General features: G+C 38.9%; 21 protein-coding genes and 1 riboswitch. All 21 genes read left to right on the forward strand.

What is annotated here, in order from left to right:
- Window positions 1-62 precede the first annotated feature (62 nt).
- The 21 genes from HB912_RS00195 to HB912_RS00295 all read left to right on the forward strand — a co-directional run bounded on the left by HB912_RS00195 (window position 63) and on the right by HB912_RS00295 (window position 18,183).
- On the forward strand, window positions 63-506 hold the full coding sequence (locus tag HB912_RS00195) for a MepB family protein (protein ID WP_185371676.1): 444 nt from the start codon (window positions 63-65) through the stop codon (window positions 504-506).
- A 685-nt stretch (window positions 507-1,191) separates the two neighbouring features.
- Window positions 1,192-1,824, forward strand: a complete 633-nt coding sequence (locus tag HB912_RS00200) for a DUF4352 domain-containing protein (protein WP_185371677.1) — start codon at window positions 1,192-1,194, stop codon at window positions 1,822-1,824.
- A gap of 806 nt (window positions 1,825-2,630) precedes the next feature.
- The gene (locus HB912_RS00205; protein ID WP_221635611.1) at window positions 2,631-4,676 is read left to right on the forward strand and encodes a heavy metal translocating P-type ATPase; all 2,046 of its coding nucleotides are present in this window, start codon (window positions 2,631-2,633) and stop codon (window positions 4,674-4,676) included.
- Window positions 4,677-4,845: 169 nt separating this feature from the next.
- Window positions 4,846-5,256 carry an NAD(+)--rifampin ADP-ribosyltransferase gene (gene arr / locus HB912_RS00210; protein WP_185371679.1) on the forward strand — a complete coding sequence of 137 codons (411 nt, stop codon included), beginning with the start codon at window positions 4,846-4,848 and terminating at the stop codon, window positions 5,254-5,256.
- A gap of 166 nt (window positions 5,257-5,422) precedes the next feature.
- A complete protein-coding gene (locus tag HB912_RS00215) occupies window positions 5,423-5,854 on the forward strand; it encodes a DMT family transporter (protein WP_425324763.1) in 432 nt (143 codons plus the stop codon).
- A 39-nt stretch (window positions 5,855-5,893) separates the two neighbouring features.
- Entirely contained in the window at window positions 5,894-6,337 is a 444-nt protein-coding gene (locus HB912_RS00220; protein ID WP_244964421.1) for a DMT family transporter, read from the forward strand.
- 82 nt (window positions 6,338-6,419) lie between these two features.
- On the forward strand, window positions 6,420-7,106 hold the full coding sequence (locus HB912_RS00225; protein WP_185371682.1) for a DsbA family oxidoreductase: 687 nt from the start codon (window positions 6,420-6,422) through the stop codon (window positions 7,104-7,106).
- 110 nt (window positions 7,107-7,216) lie between these two features.
- Entirely contained in the window at window positions 7,217-7,648 is a 432-nt protein-coding gene (locus HB912_RS00230) for a universal stress protein (RefSeq protein ID WP_036071441.1), read from the forward strand.
- Between the two features lie 275 nt (window positions 7,649-7,923).
- Window positions 7,924-9,525: an aspartate 4-decarboxylase gene (gene aspD, locus HB912_RS00235; RefSeq protein WP_185371683.1), complete on the forward strand. Its 1,602-nt coding sequence runs from the start codon at window positions 7,924-7,926 to the stop codon at window positions 9,523-9,525.
- Between the two features lie 245 nt (window positions 9,526-9,770).
- Window positions 9,771-10,166: a peptidase gene (locus HB912_RS00240; RefSeq protein ID WP_185371684.1), complete on the forward strand. Its 396-nt coding sequence runs from the start codon at window positions 9,771-9,773 to the stop codon at window positions 10,164-10,166.
- A 96-nt stretch (window positions 10,167-10,262) separates the two neighbouring features.
- Window positions 10,263-11,267 carry an inorganic phosphate transporter gene (locus HB912_RS00245; RefSeq protein WP_036071452.1) on the forward strand — a complete coding sequence of 335 codons (1,005 nt, stop codon included), beginning with the start codon at window positions 10,263-10,265 and terminating at the stop codon, window positions 11,265-11,267.
- Between the two features lie 145 nt (window positions 11,268-11,412).
- Entirely contained in the window at window positions 11,413-11,799 is a 387-nt protein-coding gene (locus HB912_RS00250) for a DUF1149 family protein (protein ID WP_185371685.1), read from the forward strand.
- 81 nt (window positions 11,800-11,880) lie between these two features.
- On the forward strand, window positions 11,881-12,117 hold the full coding sequence (locus HB912_RS00255) for a hypothetical protein (RefSeq protein ID WP_185371686.1): 237 nt from the start codon (window positions 11,881-11,883) through the stop codon (window positions 12,115-12,117).
- A gap of 51 nt (window positions 12,118-12,168) precedes the next feature.
- Window positions 12,169-12,978 (forward strand): ZIP family metal transporter, encoded by an 810-nt coding sequence (locus tag HB912_RS00260; RefSeq protein WP_185371687.1) that lies wholly within the window; start codon window positions 12,169-12,171, stop codon window positions 12,976-12,978.
- A 227-nt stretch (window positions 12,979-13,205) separates the two neighbouring features.
- Window positions 13,206-14,588 (forward strand): polysaccharide deacetylase family protein, encoded by a 1,383-nt coding sequence (locus HB912_RS00265; protein ID WP_185371688.1) that lies wholly within the window; start codon window positions 13,206-13,208, stop codon window positions 14,586-14,588.
- Window positions 14,589-14,815: 227 nt separating this feature from the next.
- Window positions 14,816-15,118, forward strand: coding sequence for a PadR family transcriptional regulator (locus HB912_RS00270; RefSeq protein WP_342354348.1), 303 nt, complete (start codon window positions 14,816-14,818; stop codon window positions 15,116-15,118).
- On the forward strand, window positions 15,115-15,525 hold the full coding sequence (locus HB912_RS00275) for a permease prefix domain 1-containing protein (protein WP_185371689.1): 411 nt from the start codon (window positions 15,115-15,117) through the stop codon (window positions 15,523-15,525). The genes HB912_RS00270 and HB912_RS00275 overlap by 4 nt, the downstream gene beginning before the upstream one ends.
- 1 nt (window position 15,526) lies before the next feature.
- Window positions 15,527-16,315: a hypothetical protein gene (locus tag HB912_RS00280; RefSeq protein WP_185371690.1), complete on the forward strand. Its 789-nt coding sequence runs from the start codon at window positions 15,527-15,529 to the stop codon at window positions 16,313-16,315.
- Window positions 16,316-16,387: 72 nt separating this feature from the next.
- Window positions 16,388-16,906, forward strand: coding sequence for a VanZ family protein (locus HB912_RS00285; protein WP_185371691.1), 519 nt, complete (start codon window positions 16,388-16,390; stop codon window positions 16,904-16,906).
- A 58-nt stretch (window positions 16,907-16,964) separates the two neighbouring features.
- Window positions 16,965-17,351 (forward strand): hypothetical protein, encoded by a 387-nt coding sequence (locus tag HB912_RS00290; RefSeq protein ID WP_185371692.1) that lies wholly within the window; start codon window positions 16,965-16,967, stop codon window positions 17,349-17,351.
- A gap of 75 nt (window positions 17,352-17,426) precedes the next feature.
- Window positions 17,427-17,521: riboswitch (TPP riboswitch) on the forward strand.
- A 95-nt stretch (window positions 17,522-17,616) separates the two neighbouring features.
- Window positions 17,617-18,183, forward strand: a complete 567-nt coding sequence (locus HB912_RS00295) for an ECF transporter S component (RefSeq protein ID WP_185371693.1) — start codon at window positions 17,617-17,619, stop codon at window positions 18,181-18,183.
- The last annotated feature ends 1 nt before the right edge of the window (window position 18,184 follow it).

Consider the following 18,184-nt stretch of genomic DNA (forward strand, 5'->3'; position numbering starts at 1 on the left):
TAGGTTTTGTATTACCATGAGGCAGCATTGAAGGTTTGGGATGGTGAAGGGGGATGTAAGAGATGGGTGAATGGACATCAGGAAAGATCTTACAAATGAAATTTGGGGAATTTAAAGTTTTGAGGATAGAAAATCAAGAATATGAAGGAATGGTTATTGAAATAGAGAAGAAAGGGATGAAAATAAGAAGTAGATTAGCTAAACAAACGCCTAAAAAAGATGGTTACTTTGTAGCATTTTGGGAAAAAAGTAATTCTCACGAAAATCAGGCTTTTTCTTATGAAGAAGAAATCATGTTGGCTATTGTGGTTAGAGATGGAGAGCGCGAAGGTATATTTATTTTTCCTAAGACTGTACTAATGGATAAAGGAATAGCTCGCTCTAAGGAACAAAAAGGAAAGATGGCGATGCGTGTTTATCCAGAATGGTGTCAAAATTTGAATAAAACTGCTCAAAAAACACAAAAATGGCAGAAGAATTATTTTTATAGGGTGGCAAGGGAATAAAAGGGAAAATCTAGAACTTATGAGTTCTAGATTTTTTTAATAGCAATGAAAGAATTGAAATTTCAAGTATCTTTTGAGATAGTTCACACAATTTATAATTATGGAATACCTCATTGACAAAAGAAACAAGAGAAAATTTAAGTCGATCTAACGGAAAATCTTGGAAGGGGTTTTGACGTTTTTCTTACTTTTTTTATCCATGTTTCTTTTTCTTTAAGAATCTCTTTAGCTTTTACGCTAAAGGTACTCTTCGTGCTATTTGAGATTCAAGCTGTTTTTTTAGTTGATTAATACAATAGGAATATACCAAGCGTATTTAAGTTTTTAATTATCACTATTACTAGATGAAAAATCCAATAAATTTAAAAACTGAAATTGCAACAATTATAGCACTTTGTTTCATTTGTATGTGCTACGCTGTGGTGAAGCTTAATTAGCTTTATGCATGGCGAAGTATAAAAGAAAGCAACCGATTTTAAAACGTAATAACCATGGGGAAGATTGTCAATTAGTATTTTGATTGTACAAAATTAATAAAGAAAGAAGTCGTTTCTGATTGTTAACAAAGGATGCATTGTAGATCTTTTTACGAATAAAAGTACTAAATGTTCACAAAATGTCTACATACTTTGAGTAATTAGCATGCTAATTACTCAATTATATCAACTCAAAAAGGAGAGAATTTATGAAAAAGTGGACAGGTTGGTTAGTTGTATTGGGAGTTTTGTTACTTGTAGGTTGTGGTCAAAACTATTCTGGAGGAACCAAGACTAATAATGCTAAAAGTTCAAATGCTTCAGCTGAACTCAAAGTGAAAAAAGGGGAATATGCGGTTTTACCAAAAGTATCAGAAGAAGGTCAAGATACTTTAGTGCTAAATGTTCAAGTGAAAAATAATGGAAAGAAAAAAATATATACCACGAGTGAAAATTTTTCATTATATGAAAAAGGAAAGGACGAAAAAATTAAGGCAGAAAATGTCTATAGTTCAGAACTAGATTTAAGTCCTTTTGATTATGGAACACTTAGCGCGGGCAAAAGTATGTCTGGAGATGTTATCTTTAATATTGATCCTAAGAAAGAGTATGAATTATCGTTTTCTACTATGACCTCTGATGGAGAAGATCAAGACGTACAAGTAGCTATTGATAAGGATAAGTTTAAAAAGTCAAAAAGCGCTCTTAATGATGCTGAAAAAGCAGGGCAGGCTTTTATCGATGTTCTATTTTTAGGAAAAGATAATGTGAATTATGATAAGTTTGTGGCTAATCAAAAGGGACAGATACAAGAAGAAATCAGTAAAATATACGTGGATTGATCGTGGATAATGAATCTTAAAATAATTGTTGATTATTACAATGTTTATTTTTTCGAGTAATAGTAGAATTATCAGTGCAAGTGAGATTTGGAATTAAATAGAAAAGTTGAAATTGAAGTGCTAGGAAAAGCTTTTTATATGACTTATTTGTGAACTTTTAACATTTACTCAAAGGAATAAAAGTAAGCAAATTTAAAGGAAGGGTTACAAAATCTAGAAAAAGGGAAAGGCTCTATATGCAAGGGAATAAAAGGCTTTTCGCCACTAAAAAGCTTTTGCACTAAACAAGGAAATAATTTTTCAAAAAAGATTACTCATCTTTTAGTCATAACTTGTTGACAAATAACGTCTACAGTTGTAGACTTTAATTATAGTTTACAAATGTAGACAGAGAAGACGGACTCAATGACAATTACGCCAATTAAGATTAGTGCTTCAGAGCGGGAAGTTATGCGTGTGATTTGATCGCAAGAAATGACAACTGAACAAGAGATAATAGATACTCTTGGACAAACGATATGGATGTAGTCATCACCATAAATAAAACACAGGTTATTTTGTAGATTAGCGAAAAAAGCGAGTTTTGATGAAATGATAAGTTGGCGAGTTAATCGTATCTCGGTAGATAGCAATCTTTTTACTAGTCTACTCTGAGCAAGAAAAAAACTTCTGAAACACTTATTGGACTGTGCACGACGGATTTTATAGTACAGCAATTTTGATTACATTAATTCAGTTTGGATCAGCAAAAAATGTAGGAGGAGTTTGTAATGAAACAAGAAAAAGAAAAGGAAGAAACCATGGAAATGGATCATTCGGGACACGATCAACACAAAATGAATCATTCTGGAAAGGGACATGGCAGCGATCATCGCGATATGGATAGTGGGGGAATGGATCATTCAATGCATATGGGGAATTTTAAACAAAAATTTTGGATTTCGCTTATTTTGGCTATTCCTATCATTGTTTTTTCACCAATGATGGGAATGCGGTTGCCTTTCCAATTCACTTTCCCGGGTTCTGATTGGGTGGTCTTGATTTTAGCAACGATACTTTTCGTTTATGGGGGACAACCCTTCTTAAGTGGTGCTAAAATGGAACTGAAAATGAAAAGTCCAGCGATGATGACTTTGATCGCAATGGGGATCTCGGTTGCATATGTTTATAGTTTATACTCATTTATCGCCAACAAAGTAAATCCTAATGATCATGTGATGGACTTTTTCTGGGAGCTTGCAACATTGATTGTAATCATGCTTTTGGGTCACTGGGTAGAAATGAATGCCATTTCTAATGCTGGCAATGCTTTGAAAAAGCTAGCTGAATTATTACCAGACGAGGTCAATAAAATCGAAGCAGATGGCTCTACGAAGAAAGTGAAGCTGCAAGAAGTTCATCATGGAGATATTTTACTCGTTCGTGCAGGAGATAAAATGCCAACAGATGGAGTAATTACGAATGGTTCGACTATCGTGGATGAATCGGCTGTGACTGGAGAATCGAAAGGCGTTCAGAAAAACGTCGGTGAAACGGTCATCGGAGGTTCTGTTAATGGCGACGGAACCATTCAGTTAAAAGTAACCGGAACGGGCGAGGATGGGTACTTGGCCAAGGTTATGACGATGGTTAAACAAGCTCAACAAGAAAAATCTAAATTAGAGTCGGTTTCTGATAAAGTAGCAAAGTGGCTGTTTTATGTGGCACTAGTCGCGGGTATTTTGGCTTTCGTTATTTGGCTCTTTGCGGCGGATCTTCCACAAGCTTTGGACCGAATGGTAACGGTTTTTGTTATTGCTTGTCCTCACGCACTAGGACTGGCTATTCCGCTAGTTATTGCTCGCTCAACTTCCATTGCGGCTAAAAATGGCTTGCTCCTAAAAAGTCGCCAAGCTTTAGAGCAAGGAAATCAACTAGATTATGTTTTTCTTGATAAAACGGGGACTTTAACAGAAGGTAAATTCACAGTGACTGGTATCGAATCTTTGTCTGATATGAATAAAGAAGAAGCACTGAAATATATTGGTGCCCTAGAATCCCAAACTAACCATCCTTTAGCGGTTGGAGTAATGAATTATTTGAAAGCTGAACAAATTGAAGCTTATCAAGCTCAAGATGTTTCTACACTGAAAGGTATTGGGGTAGAAGGTTTCGTAGAAGGACGCCAAGTTATTTTAGCTAATCAAAAAGAAGTTGAACGGCGGCAGTTAAACTTTGACCGAGAAAAATTGAAAGAATACCAAGCACAAGGAAATACGATTTCGTTTCTATTGATTGATGACGAACTCATAGCGTTTTTTGCAATGGGTGATACTTTGAAAGATCAAGCTCAAAACTTTATTAAAAGCTTGCGTGATGTAGGCATCGAACCAGTGATGCTAACAGGAGATAATAAGAGTGCTGCGGAAGCGGTGGCTCATTATCTAGGTATTAAAGAGTTCTATAGTGAATTGTTGCCAGATGATAAGGAAAAAATTGTTAAACGTTATACAGATGAGGGCAAGAAAGTAATGATGGTTGGAGACGGAATCAATGACGCGCCAGCTTTAGCGAGAGCTTCTATCGGCATGGCTATTGGTGCAGGAACAGATATTGCTATTGATTCAGCCGATGTCGTTTTAACAAATAGCAATTTGCAAGATATTTTGAAATTTGTTCGTTTAGCTAAACGAACACACAGTAAGATGATTCAAAACCTCTGGTGGGGAGCTGGTTATAATATTTTAGCTATTCCACTAGCAGTCGGCATCTTAGCGCCGATTGGAATTCTTTTGAGTCCAGCTGTTGGTGCGATTTTGATGTCGCTAAGTACGATTATCGTGGCAATCAACGCCATGACTTTAGACGCCTGAGTAATCAGGCGTCTTTAGTTTGTGCTAGCTAGCTCCTCGAGTGTTTCTTTTTCAAACTTTCAAGATTAGTAAAAACGTGAAATTTTACGAAAAAATGACTATAATGAGAAAGGATTATAAAAACAAGCAAGAAAAACTTAAAAGAAAACTGATTGTAAGGAGAAGAGTCATGACAGATCTTACACAAGAAAACGGTCCATTTTATCACGGAACAAAAGCTGATCTTCAGATTGGTGATTATTTAAGTCCAGGATTTCACTCGAATTATCGACCGAGCGTCGTGATGAACCATATTTATTTTACGGCGCTAAAAGATGGAGCAGGTCTTGCTGCTGCTTTAGCACGCGGAGAAGGTGCGGAACGTGTATACCAAGTTGAGCCAACTGGTGATTTTGAGGATGATCCAAATGTGACGGATAAAAAATTCCCTGGGAACCCAACAAGATCTTATCGTAGTGCATTTCCGCTAAAGATTGTTGCAGAAATCACTGATTACAAGCGACTTACAGATGAAGAGCGAGAAATGTGGAAAAAGAACTTAGAAGCTGGCACAAAGCGTGATGAGGATATTATCAACTAAATTTTAAGTTAGGCGTTTCAAGGCAAAAAGCGAGAGCTTTTTGTCTTGGGGCGCCTTGTTTTATTAAAAAAAGAAAAATTAAGTTGCCAAGAAGGCTTTTGCTCGATAAAATGAAAAGGTATGCAAAGCAGAAAGAAGGGACACGAAGTTGATTATTTTCTATGTAATGGCTGGGGTTCTTGCGGGAATGATGCTCCCCGTACAAACCTCTGTGAACAATCGTTTAAAAGGTTACACACAGTCGCCGTTTATTGCTTCTTTTATTTCATTTGCGGTTGGAAGTACGGTGCTTTTGCTACTTACACTGCTAACTTTTCACAATTTTGGGATCATTCCTGAAGCGATTGCCGCTAATCCGTGGTGGATTTGGTTTGGCGGCGGGGCACTCGGAATTATTTTTCTAACTAACAATATTTTACTTTTGCCGCGACTTGGTTCTGCGCTTACTGTGATGGTGACAGTTTGCGGACAAATGGTAATGGCAATCTTGATCGACCAGTTTGGCTGGTTTAACTTGCCTGTGCACGAATTAAATCTAGAACGGCTGCTTGGAATGGCGCTGATGTTTTTTGGCGTTTTTCTCATGCAGCGCTTTTAAGGGAGGCGAAGATAAGTGGAGAGACAAGCACCAAAAACGATGCTTCTTTTTATGTTGATGGGTTTTATTGCTGGAATGCTTTCGCCGATACAAACCTCGATTAACGGGAAACTACGGATAGCAGTTGGTTCACCATTTCTTGCTTCTTTCATCTCATTTTTAGTGGGTACCATTTTGTTATTCCTTATTTGTTTGCTCATCGAAAAGCGTGTCACTTTCAAAGTGCGTGGTGTCGGGAAAATCCCTTTTTGGGTATTCACTGGGGGCATCATGGGTGTCGTTTTTGTTACATCGAATATTTTGCTTTTGCCGCTTTTAGGCTCCGCGATGACAGTTGTTTTAGCCATTTGCGGGCAGATGGTGATTGCGCTAATTATTGATCACTTCGGCTTTTTTGGTGTGATTAAGCATCCGATTAATCGCTACCGTATCATGGGGGTTTTGGCAATGATTGCGGGCATTCTTTTGATTCAAAACTTCTAAGCAGAAAAATTGTTTCTTTTCGTATTTTAAGTTATAAATGATTATATACTTACTTTAAATAAGTTATAACGGAGGAGAAACGATGAAAATTGAAGTTTGGTCGGATTTTGTATGTCCGTTTTGTTATATTGGCAAGAAAAATTTAGAAAAAGCGATTCAAAAAACAGGACGCGAAGATATTGATGTAGTGTTTCGTAGCTTTGAGCTTGATCCGGATGCTCCTGTTAAAATGGATCAGTCCATCCATGAAGCAATTGCTGTTAAATACGGAAAGTCGCTTGATGAAGCTAAACAAATGAATATGCAAATTGGAGAAATGGCTAAGGTGGCGGGTTTGAATTATGATTTTGATCAAATGAAACCTACGAATACTTTTCTTGTGCATCGCATTGCTCAATATGCGAGGACGGTTGGGAAAGAAAATGAGTTTGTCGAGCTTGGAATGGATGCTTACTTTACTAAGGGGGCCTTTTTAAATGACGAGGAGACTTTGGTGGAGCTTGCCGGTAAAGCGGGACTTGACGAAACGAAAGTACGGGAAATCATTCATTCGAAAGAATATCTCGCGCAAGTCCGCGTCGATGAGACAGAGGCGGTTGAGTACGGTGTCACGGGCGTCCCATTTTTCTTGATTGATGAAAAATATGCAGTTTCTGGTGCGCAACCTGTTGAAAGTTTTGTGACTGTGCTTGAGCGCGCGGGGGGAACAAAGGCGGAAATTAAAGAAACGCAAGGACCGGGCTGTAATGACGGAAGCTGTTCGATTTAAATATTTAGCTGACTTTTGATGAAGTCAGCTTTTTTTTATGACGTTTTAAGGGGGCTTTTTTTAGGTATAGAATACTGAACGATAAATATGAACGAGTGGGGGAGATTGATATGGCTAGTTATAAACGAATTTTAGTGGCGATAGACGGATCTGAACAAGCGGAAAAAGCATTTGCTGATGCGCTGAAACTTGCAAAAGATACTGGGGCTTCTCTTGCGATGGCGGCAGTTATTGATACGCGTTCTTTTCCAAGTTTTACAGTAGAGGGAACAACTTGGGAAGAGGAACTTCGTGAGGAAATGGAAACGGTGCTTCGCGGCTTTCAAGAAAAAGCGGAAGCGGAAGGACTTCAATCTGTGGGTACTTTTCTTGAAAGAGGAAATCCAAAGAAAATGCTTGCAGAAGAAATTCCAGAGTTGTTTGGCGCGGACTTGCTCGTTTGTGGGGCAACTGGGCTGAATCGTGTGGAAAAAATGATGATGGGAAGCGTTTCTTCTTATTTGGTACAACATGCGAAATGCAGCGTCTTAATTGCACGCTAAGTGAATGTGGCGAGCCTTTATGGCTCGCTTTTTTGTATGAACGAAATTCACAAAGTTTTTTGTGAAAAATGGTCGGTTTTGGTGTACATAACATATGATGTCAGTTATAATGTTTTTAGAGAAATCGCTTACTTAAAGTCTGTTCAACAGATTTTTGTGAAGAGGAAGTGATGGCGACAGAAAAAAGATTGTGAGTTTTTTTGAAGAGGAGGAAATAGGTTCACAATTTTACTTTGGTGACTTAGCGTTAGTCCAAAAGGAAAGAGGAGCGATCAATGTTTTCTGTAAAAGAAGCGGAGAGTCTTAGCCCGTTCGAGTTAGGGCTATTTTTAGAAAAAAGTGCAAAGAAAGCCGTGAAAAATAGCGTGCCGCTCAATGCGGGAAGGGGAAACCCGAATTGGACAGCGGCCGCACCGCGGGAGGCATTTTTTTTACTGGGGTTGTTTGCTGTTTCGGAAATGGAGCGGGTCCGGCAAGGAGAACTTTCGGGGATGCCTGCTCGAATAGAAATGCTTGGTCGATTTGAGGCATTTCTTGAGGCGCAAAATGAAACACCGGGAAAGAATCTACTTACAGGAATTTGGGAAAAAGGGGAGCAGGTTCTCGGAGTAGATAAGCATGACTGGTTATTTGAATTTGTGGATGCTATTACGGGAGATAATTATCCAAATCCAGATCGGGTCTTAAATTATGTAGAAAAAGCGATTAAAGCGTATTTAAAAAAGGAGATTTTTGAAGGGCTTGAAGAGCCATTCGATATTTTTGCCGTTGAAGGGGGCACGGCAGGAATTTGTTACTTATTTGATTCTCTCGTCAACAATTTCTTGCTTCAACCAGGGGACAAAATTGCACTGATGATTCCAACTTTCACACCGTATTTAGAAATACCACAGCTATCGCGCTACCGATTTGATGTGGTTCAAATTCGTTCGACGCCTGAACTAATCGATGATAGACTCACGTATCAATTCAGTTCACGGGAAATTGAAAAATTACGAGACTCTTCGATTAAAGCCGTTTTTATGGTGAATCCAAGCAATCCGAGTTCTTCGGCGCTTAAGGAAGAAACGATTTCCAAGCTTGTGGACATTGTTGAAAACGATAATCCGGAATTGATGATTTTAACAGACGATGTTTACGGGACATTTGTTCCGAAATTTCAATCCGTTTTTAGTGTTTTGCCATTTAATACGGCTTGTATTTATTCATTTTCTAAATATTTTGGGGCGACAGGTTGGCGTCTTGGGACAATTGCTTTAGCTGATGAAAACGTTTTTGATGCTAAATTAAGGAATTTGCCGCAAGCGTTTATTAGGGAGCTTGAAATAAGGTATGAAGTGATTACAAAAGAAACGACAAATTTTAAGTTTATCGATCGACTTGTCGCTGATAGCAGAGAAGTTGCGCTTAACCATGCAGCAGGTCTTTCAACGCCACAACAAGTTCAAATGGCTCTATTTTCCCTTTTTTCTTTGTTGGATGAGGAAGAGTCTTATAAGAAAAAAGCGCAGTCCATTTGCCGCTACAGGCAGAAGTTGTTATATGAAGAACTAGATCTTGTGATGCCATTTGACCATTATGATTCGGCGTATTATTGTGAGTTTGATTTACTTGAATGGATGAAAACACATTTTGGCGAACAGTTTGGTTTAGATTTTCAAAGAGAAACGAGCATTACGAATTTTTTAATGCGTCTTGCACTGGAACAAGGCTTAGTGCTACTAAAAGGGAGCGGCTTTGGCGGTAGCGAATGGTCGGTTCGAATCTCACTTGCTAATCTTGAAACAAACGATTATAAAGAAATCGGGCGGCGAATTAAAAAAATGGTTTCCGATGAGTTTTTAAAATGGCAATTTGAACGTGGACAAGTGAAATAGGGAAAAACGGTTTCCATTTTTGGAAACCGTTTTTTTTATGGAAAAGTCAAATTTTTGAAGCTTTTTTTAGTAAGGCATGCTAAACTTAAAGTAGACAAAATGAAAATTGCCAAGCGAACTTTTGTAGATTTGAAAGCCACATCAAATGAATAGGGATGCTAGTGGCATAAAAGAAATTTGTTATGACTGCTTGCCAAGCAAGTTACATGTATAGTTTTTATGTGGAAGGGGGAAATGAATTAGGCATGAGTATACTTTTTTTTAGCATCGGACTTCTGTTTGTTAGTTTAATTTCACTTGCAGCGCGTGCTGTTCTCGCGATTTGGATTTATAAGGACGCTGAGCGCCGGGGGATGAATCCCATTTTATGGTGCCTTTTGGTCATTTTTACAAGTGCGATCATTGTGCTACTTGTCTATCTATTTGCGAAAAAGCCGTCACTTGAACCTAAAAAGGGATTGGGACTTCTTATTACGGGTTGCATTTTAACGGGATTGAGCTTTATTCTTAGCATTTTTATGCTTTTTGGTTTATTTGGATCCTTCCTTTATGAAATTCAACATAATCCAGATGTTTATGATAATAACTATGAACTTTATGACGATGAATTTGACGGTGACGACAGCGGATATGAATTTTAAACGAGTGCCCCTGCCTTAAAAAAGTAGGGGCTTTTGTTTTTTTGCGAAATTGGGTATAGAGTGTAAGAGAGAACTTTTGGGTGAGGAGAATGTCGGATGGATACGATCATTTTAATCACAATTTTAATTGTGATTGTTGGGCTCGCGTTTGATTTTATCAATGGCTTTCATGATATTGCTAATGCGGTGGCTACTTGTATTTCAACACGAGCTCTAAAACCACGTGTGGCTATTATGATGGCTGCTGTGATGAACTTTTTAGGAGCCATTTCTTTTACGGGGGTTGCTGAAGGACTGACCAAAAATATTGTAGACCCTTTTTCTTTACATAATGGTGAATTTGTTGTTCTTTGCGGTTTAGTGGCTGCGGTTATCTGGAACTTACTTACTTGGGTCATTGGCATGCCGAGCAGCTCTTCACATGCTTTGATTGGATCCATTGCGGGTGCGGCGATTGCTTCTGCCGGATTTACTTCACTGAATTATGCTGGCTTTGGAACGATCATTATCGCATTAATTATCTCGCCTATTCTTGGATTTACTATCGGTTATCTCATTTACTCAGCCTTTAAATGGATTTTCCGGAATCGCAAGCGCGCTAAAACCAATCGTCATTTTAAAGTAGCGCAAATCTTTACAGCGGCCATTCAAGCTTATGCGCACGGAACAAATGATGCCCAAAAAACTATGGGGATGATCACTCTAGCCCTTGTTGCAAGTGGATTGCTAAAAGAAAGTGCGGGCGTCCCGTTCTGGGTACAATTTCTCTGTGCCGCTTCGATGGCAATCGGGTCTTCTGTCGGTGGCTTTCGGATCATTAAGACCGTTGGAACAAAAATTATGCGGATTGAACCAGTTACAGGAGTTGCGGCAGACGTAAGTTCCCTTTCTGTTATCATGACAGCAACGCTTACGCATCTTCCAGTCAGCACAACGCAAGTCATTGATAGCTCGATCATGGGCGTTGGAACGGCGAATCACAAGAAAGAAGTCAACTGGCGCACTGGGAAAAATATGCTTGTGACATGGATTATCACACTGCCGATTTCTGCAGGCTTAGCAGCTATTGTGTACTGGCTTGCGGCTGCGATCTTTTTGTGAAAATCGGCGAGAGTGGTTTTTCACATTTTGTGGGACTTAAAACTTACAAATGGGCGAGCAAAATTTGAAAAGCGCTCGTAAAACCGATATGATGAGTGTATGGATTAGAAAATGAAATGTTTTTTTGAAATGGAGGACGAAAGATTTGGAATTTCGAGTCAATCAAATTATCGTAGAACAATTTAATTTTGAAACGCTACAAACACAACCTGAAAATGCGGAAAATAGCATCCAAGTTCAACTCAATGAAGTGGAGCCTACAGGGGATGATAAGTCAATTTTAGATGATGGTAAAATTTTCAAGGTAGATATGCCGTTTTCACTCGTGCTAGACAGGTTTAAAGTTAACGGTCATATCAGCCGAATCGTACAAGTAGTTGACTTTTTCGGCGAAGCAGAAGAACTGGGTGCGGAGCGTGCAGAGGAAATGTCTAAGCCGCTCATTAGCTATATTAAGCGTTTGACTTATGAGGTGACTGAAATTGCCTTTGATGAGCCCGGCTATGAGCTCGATTTCGAAAGTCATTTATAGGCGGAAAAGTAGTGTTTTTTGTGATTGAATCTTGCTAGATTTTTCGCTATGATGTGGAAAAGAGGAATGGAGGGACAAGTTATGACAAGAAACGATGAAGAACCGAAAATGTTCGACAAAGAAAGGGTCAAAGAAGTTTCTGAAAAGATAGAAGAAAAAGCAGGTGACGCAGCAGGAAAAGCGGGGGAAGTTCTCGGCGATACTGCGAAGCTTGCCTTCTATGGTTCACTTGAAGCAGCCAAAGTGATCGGGAAAACTGGCGGTGCCTTCTTTAAAGGCTTAAAACGCGGGTTTGATGGAGATCAAGATAAAGAATAAGATTTTGAGACATGCAAATGGAGTTCAAAATGCTCAGAGGGGTTGCTTTTTTTGTTAGAATATTTTTCGAGTTTGAATCCAGTCTTGCTCGCTTTGCTTGCCGGACTATTCACCTGGGGCTGCACAGCTGTAGGGGCAGCTCTTGTTTTCTTTTTTAAAGATTTAAATCAAAAATGGACGAATGTGATGCTCGGGTTTGCTGCAGGGGTTATGATTGCTGCAAGTTTTTGGTCGCTATTAAGTCCAGCAATTGAGCGAAGTGAAGGAATGGGTATCTTTTCATTTGTTCCTGCGCTTGTAGGTTTTACACTTGGCGGCGTATTTTTACGCCTCGTAGACAGGTTAATTCCCCATCTCCATCTCGGGTTTCCTGAAAAAGAAAAAGAAGGTCCAAAAACGAAGCTACATAAAAGTATCCTACTGGTTCTTTCGATTACAATCCATAATATTCCAGAAGGAGCGGCTGTTGGGGTTGCATTCGGTGCAGTTCTTGTCGGAGATACGGAAACATTTGTGACAGCAGCTGTGCTTGCGCTTGGAATCGGAATCCAAAATTTTCCAGAAGGAGCCGCAGTATCAATTCCGCTTCGCGGGGAAGGACTTAGCCGAGCGAAAAGTTTTTGGTATGGACAGCTTTCGGCTATTGTTGAGCCGATTTTCGCAGTTATTGGCGCACTACTTGTGGTATTTGTAACGCCGATTTTACCTTATGCGCTGGCTTTTGCAGCAGGAGCAATGATTTTTGTTGTGATTGAGGAACTAATTCCTGAATCACAAGTTGAAGGTTCAACTGACCTCGCAACAGCCGCTACGATGGCTGGTTTTGCGGTCATGATGGTGCTCGATGTGTCACTTGGCTAAAATGCCGAATTTGGGAATATAAAAAACGCGAAAAAGATTCTTTTTCGCGTTTTTTTTTATGGAAATGGGGTAGTAGAAATGGCGTTTAATTTTGGTTTGGATCCAATATTGCGAATGAATAAAATTCTACAAATGAAATTCAGGAAAATGGCTGGAATTTTGTTTGAAAGCATGTATAATATGGGACGGGATTAGGGAAAACCTATTGAGTTAAAGAGGTGTTATCCATGAATTGCAAAATACTTTGGACTAGTCTTGTGGCAATTGTCGTTGTTATTGGTGCTGTTTTTGGATTTTTTGCTTATCAAAATTATGAGCTTGGAAAAGCTCGTGACAAGGTGGCGAAGGATGTTGAACGTGGAATGGACCAAAAAAATGGTCGGGGGAATTTCCATAAAGTTGAACAAAAAAATAAACAAAATTCTGTTATTACTGCGTTTATTCCGGTTTTAAAAGATAAATCAGATAACCAAATTCTGAAACAAAAAATTCTTGATGCAGCTAATAAAGAGCAAAATGATCGGGATAATTTAGTGTTTTTCACTTTTGATAAACAAAAAACCGGAAATGGTGTGGAAGGCTATCGCTTGAAGAAAGTTAGATACGACCAGGTTGGGCATCATTATAAGCGAGTTTTAGAGAAACAATTTGATCAGCAGCTCATAGATGTGGATACTGGTAAGGTGCTGACTCTTGGCGAGGTGCTTAACTCAGATCCGGATGCACTTCTTGAGCTTAAGCTTGCCATGCAGAAGGCTGTGATGGCAGAGAAAAAATGGCCGATTGAGAAAATGGCGGCTCTTGGAAAAGCGAAATATCCGGATCGGCTTTCGGAAACGAGTATTAATCTCACGGATAAGACGCTTACGGTACCGATTTCGATTCCAAATTATCCGGAAATGAAACATGTGGCTGTACCACTTTCGTATTTAACTGGGCATATAAAGCCGAAATATTTAGCTGCCGAAACGGCGAAGAAAAAACCACTGAGCCCTCCAAATCGAGGAAAGAAAATTGCGCTAACGTTTGATGATGGACCAAGCAGGAAAGTCACACCGCGGGTTCTTGCTTTACTCAAAAAATATCACGCAAAAGCCACTTTTTTCGTATTGGGCTCTGAGGTGATGGAAAACCCGGGGCTTGTTAAACAGGAGCTTTTGGAGGGACACGAGGTGGGTAATCATTCTTGGAGTCATCCGGCGCTTACGAAGCTTTCCAGTGCAGATGTTTCGGAGCAAATTTTGAAGACGCAGCTTGCGGTGTATGAACAAACGGGCTATTTTCCAGAGCTTGTAAGACCTCCTTACGGGGCAGTTCATCATGATACGGCGCTTGCGATCGGGCTTCCGCTTGCGCAGTGGACGGTTGATACGGAAGATTGGAAATATAAAAGCGGGCGACTTGTCACAAATAAAGTGCTGAAAAATGCGAGTAACGGGGGTATTATTTTGATGCACGATATTCATGAAACAACGGCGGATAGTCTTGAGGAAACGCTGAAACAATTGAAAAAGCAAGGCTATCAGTTTGTGACAGTGAGTGAACTTTTGAATCGAAAATTAGAAATTGGTCATGAATATTTTGATGCTACTCAGGAAAAAGCGGTATAAATAATTAGAAGTAGAAACTTTCAAGGTTTCTGCTTTTTTTTTGCGCGCTTGTGCTTGATACAATGCGAGATCATTGGAAGGTTTTCAAGAAAAATAAAAATTACTTTGACAGATAGAGTAATACATGTTAAACTTTTTTATGTTATCAACTCTATCTGATAGAGTAATGTGTGGCAGAGTAATTTGGGGAGGTGGTCAAAATCCGCAGCGATATCTTAAGAGGCCACGTGGATTCGATTATTTTGCGGATTCTTTCGGATGGTGATTCCTACGGATATGCGATTTCGAAGGAGATTAGCGATCGAACGAAGGAAAAATTTCAAATCAAAGAAGCGACGCTTTACGCAGTTTTTCAACGCCTTGAGAAAAAGGGATTGATAAAAAGCTACTACGGGGATCGTAGTCATGGCGGTAAGCGCAAGTATTATTCACTAACGCGGCGAGGCGAGCTTTATTTGAATGAAATGATTGAGGAATGGCAAGAAATTAAAGAAGTAATTGACGTCTTTTTGGAGGAGAGGGAAAATTGAGAAGAATATATGAATTTGTAGAGAAGTTATTTGATGATGTGCCAGAAACTGAGCGTTCTGAGCAGGTCAAAGAAGAAATCATGCAAGATATGGAAGAAAAAGTATATGACTTGATGCACGAAGGCAAGTCCCAAGAAGATGCAATCAATAAAGTGATTATCGAATTTGGTGATTTTGATGAAATTAAAGAAGAACTCAAAATTGGTGGTAGCAAAAAACTCGGTTTTGCCAAACTAAATTTAGGTTTTTCAATTTGGGGAACCATCCTTATTATTGCTTTAATGGTATTTATTAATCTTTACTACACGCCAAAAATCATTTGGTTTGTTTATCCAACTTTTGCAGTCTTGTGGTGGCCGCTTTCCATGTTCTATTACTTACATCGCAAAAAAGAGGAGTTGAAATAAAATGGATAAAAGTACACGCGGGTTTCTTGCTTTCAGTTCGTTTTTGATCGCTGTGTTTTTAATGGCACTTAATTTTCTTGTGTTTCCAGGTTCAGACTGGTCTTTTTATACGGCAATTTTGTTTTTAGCACCGGTGCTTTTCTTTTTGCTAGACGGAAGCCGTCATTTTAAACTATTTTCGGTTGTAGGCAGTATCTTGGTTTTGATCGTACTTGCGGCGGCAAATCTAAGAGAAACACCGGACTATTTATGGGTCTTATTCACAGTTCCAGCTGTTCTCGCTTGGCCGCTTGTGATTTTAATGGGACAACGTGCGGCATCCTTTTTCTATTCCACCCTTGCTAGTTTAGTGCTCGTTTTAAGTTATGTGTTACTGAACATTTACTTTGAGCCAGGCTTTCCTTTTAGTATTTTTACGACTTTTGCGATTATGTGGTGGCCACTTTCAGTGGGAATCGGTTACTTCCCACGCGTTTTTTCAATCGTTGCTACCGCTTGGCTCATTTTGTTTTTCATTGTTGCGAATGCAGTCACAACAGATGCAATTTGGTGGATCTATCCAGCGTCTGCTAGCCTATTTTGGCCGCTTTCAGTATTGCTTGCGAGACATCTGTTGACTTATTCTATTATTTCAACGATTCTTATTAGTATCTTTTTCATTGTGGTTAATGTAATCACTTCGAAAGAAACGATTTGGGCGATTTATCCAATTTTTGCAGTGTTGTGGTGGCCGCTTTCGATTTACTTTTTTGTATATCGGCGCAAACAAACCAAACAAAAATTTATTTAGTTTTTTTCATCATTCTTTCATAAACAGATGGTATAATAAAAAAATGAATCTGTTGAAAGTGAGAATTTTTGGATGTTAAAAACGAAGAAATTTTGGATTATAGCAAGCTTTATCTGCGTGTTGGTGATTATGGGGACACTCTTAAAATCTTCTTCACAGACGTATGATGAACAATCGCTTGTACCTGTGATGGATAAAATATTAGCGAATAAACCGTTTGAAGGTTTACTTTCCCACGTTTCTTTTGTATATGCAAATGATGAAGTGAGTATCGCGCACTTGGGGTACAGTAAATTTTTAGAGTTTTTTATTCGAAAAGGCGCACATTTTGTGACCTATTTCTTGATGGGAGCAAGTTTATTTGCAGGAATGTATTTATGGCGAAAGAAAAAGCTTTGGGCTTTTCTTGTGGCACTATTAGTTCCTTTGCTGTTCGCGGCAAGTGACGAGATTCATCAACATTTTACAGGCGGACGAACTCCGCTTGTTCAAGATGTTATTTTGGATTTTTGTGGAGCGACAGTGGGAGCACTTCTATGTTTTTGGATACTGCGACATTTTGAAAAACGTAAAAATAACCGGACAGCTTAGATAGGGATCTAAGCTGTTTTTTGGTGAATAAATTTGCAAGAAACAGGAGGAAGGCAAAATGAAAATTAGTTTACCCAAAAGTTGTGAAAATGCACCAAGAAAGAAAATAGTAGCAGACTTTACGTTAGACTTACTTAAGCAAGAGCAAAAAACGATCTCAGAGTATGCGGATTTAGGCATAGCACTCCACGTTCTCCATGAAAAAAAGATTATCAGTGGGTTACCTAACTTGCTTGAGAGTTTAAAAGAAGAGAGAGAAAATCAAATTCGTGAGGTAATGGTGGAGCGCGTGATCACGCATGGAAATACGGCTGCAATTAATGGACAGATTTTCTTTGCGGAGGGTGGAAGGCTTGAGTTTTGTGATGTGTACCGATTTGCAAGCACTGTGAAAACGGCGAAAGTAAAGGAAATAAAACGTTATTGGATTTTCCAGAAATGTTAAATTTATTATTTTTTCTCAAGGGTTTGTTGACTTTATAAAAATAAACTGGTATTATTATCACGAAAAAAATATGTGAATAAACACTAGGGGAGCCTTTTGGCTGAGACGATTTCGGACCCTTTGAACCTGATCTAGTTTGCACTAGCGTAGGGAAGTGGTATAAATCTTTCTTTCAAAGGGTTTATGTACTTTTGGAACCACTTCAAAAAATTGAAGTGGTTTTTTGTATGCTTAGTTTGTTCATGAGGAAAGAAGGAATTTAAAAATGAAATGGAAAATGAAAGAAATTGTATTGGTCGTTGTATTATCTATTGTATGCGGCATTGTGTATTTAGGGTGGTCAACTTTATATCTGCCTCTTTCTGCTTTACTTGGGCCAATAACAAGCAGTTTGATGTTTGGTATTTGGATTATTGCAAGTCCAATTACTGCTCTTATTATTCAGAAGCCAGGAGTGGCCCTTATTTCGGAAATTATTGCCGCATCAGTGGAAGTTTTTACGGGCTCGCATTTTGGGCTTTCCTCGCTACTAATTGGAATTTTTCAAGGTTTAGGTGCTGAATTAGCTTTTGCTCTATTTGCCTATAAGAAATTTTCTACTTTCACGGTTATGCTTTCTGGGGCACTTGCGGGTGTGGGTTCTATCATCTACCAGATGATTTCAAGTGGATGGAGCTACTTTACACCCCAAATGTTTGCGACGGCTACAGTTGTAACTATTGTTAGCGGAGCCGTATTAGGAGGATTACTTGGACAATTGGTTGTTTTAGCTTTAAAGAAAACAGGTAGCCTAAACGGATATGCAGTTGCTAAAAATAAGGAAGTCAAGTAGT

It is taken from the genome of Listeria aquatica, assembly GCF_014223975.1.
GTDB classification, from domain to species: domain Bacteria; phylum Bacillota; class Bacilli; order Lactobacillales; family Listeriaceae; genus Listeria; species Listeria aquatica.

Excerpts from the sequence above, each read along its gene's own strand:
- HB912_RS00195 (WP_185371676.1), top strand. The coding sequence starts at position 63 with ATGGGTGAATGGACATCAGGAAAGATCTTACAAATGAAATTTGGGGAA.
- HB912_RS00200 (WP_185371677.1), top strand. The coding sequence starts at position 1,192 with ATGAAAAAGTGGACAGGTTGGTTAGTTGTATTGGGAGTTTTGTTACTT.
- HB912_RS00205 (WP_221635611.1), top strand. The coding sequence starts at position 2,631 with ATGGATCATTCGGGACACGATCAACACAAAATGAATCATTCTGGAAAG.
- arr (WP_185371679.1), top strand. The coding sequence starts at position 4,846 with ATGACAGATCTTACACAAGAAAACGGTCCATTTTATCACGGAACAAAA.
- HB912_RS00215 (WP_425324763.1), top strand. The coding sequence starts at position 5,423 with ATGGCTGGGGTTCTTGCGGGAATGATGCTCCCCGTACAAACCTCTGTG.
- HB912_RS00220 (WP_244964421.1), top strand. The coding sequence starts at position 5,894 with ATGCTTCTTTTTATGTTGATGGGTTTTATTGCTGGAATGCTTTCGCCG.
- HB912_RS00225 (WP_185371682.1), top strand. The coding sequence starts at position 6,420 with ATGAAAATTGAAGTTTGGTCGGATTTTGTATGTCCGTTTTGTTATATT.
- HB912_RS00230 (WP_036071441.1), top strand. The coding sequence starts at position 7,217 with ATGGCTAGTTATAAACGAATTTTAGTGGCGATAGACGGATCTGAACAA.
- aspD (WP_185371683.1), top strand. The coding sequence starts at position 7,924 with ATGTTTTCTGTAAAAGAAGCGGAGAGTCTTAGCCCGTTCGAGTTAGGG.
- HB912_RS00240 (WP_185371684.1), top strand. The coding sequence starts at position 9,771 with ATGAGTATACTTTTTTTTAGCATCGGACTTCTGTTTGTTAGTTTAATT.
- HB912_RS00245 (WP_036071452.1), top strand. The coding sequence starts at position 10,263 with ATGGATACGATCATTTTAATCACAATTTTAATTGTGATTGTTGGGCTC.
- HB912_RS00255 (WP_185371686.1), top strand. The coding sequence starts at position 11,881 with ATGACAAGAAACGATGAAGAACCGAAAATGTTCGACAAAGAAAGGGTC.
- HB912_RS00265 (WP_185371688.1), top strand. The coding sequence starts at position 13,206 with ATGAATTGCAAAATACTTTGGACTAGTCTTGTGGCAATTGTCGTTGTT.
- HB912_RS00280 (WP_185371690.1), top strand. The coding sequence starts at position 15,527 with ATGGATAAAAGTACACGCGGGTTTCTTGCTTTCAGTTCGTTTTTGATC.
- HB912_RS00285 (WP_185371691.1), top strand. The coding sequence starts at position 16,388 with ATGTTAAAAACGAAGAAATTTTGGATTATAGCAAGCTTTATCTGCGTG.
- HB912_RS00290 (WP_185371692.1), top strand. The coding sequence starts at position 16,965 with ATGAAAATTAGTTTACCCAAAAGTTGTGAAAATGCACCAAGAAAGAAA.
- HB912_RS00295 (WP_185371693.1), top strand. The coding sequence starts at position 17,617 with ATGAAATGGAAAATGAAAGAAATTGTATTGGTCGTTGTATTATCTATT.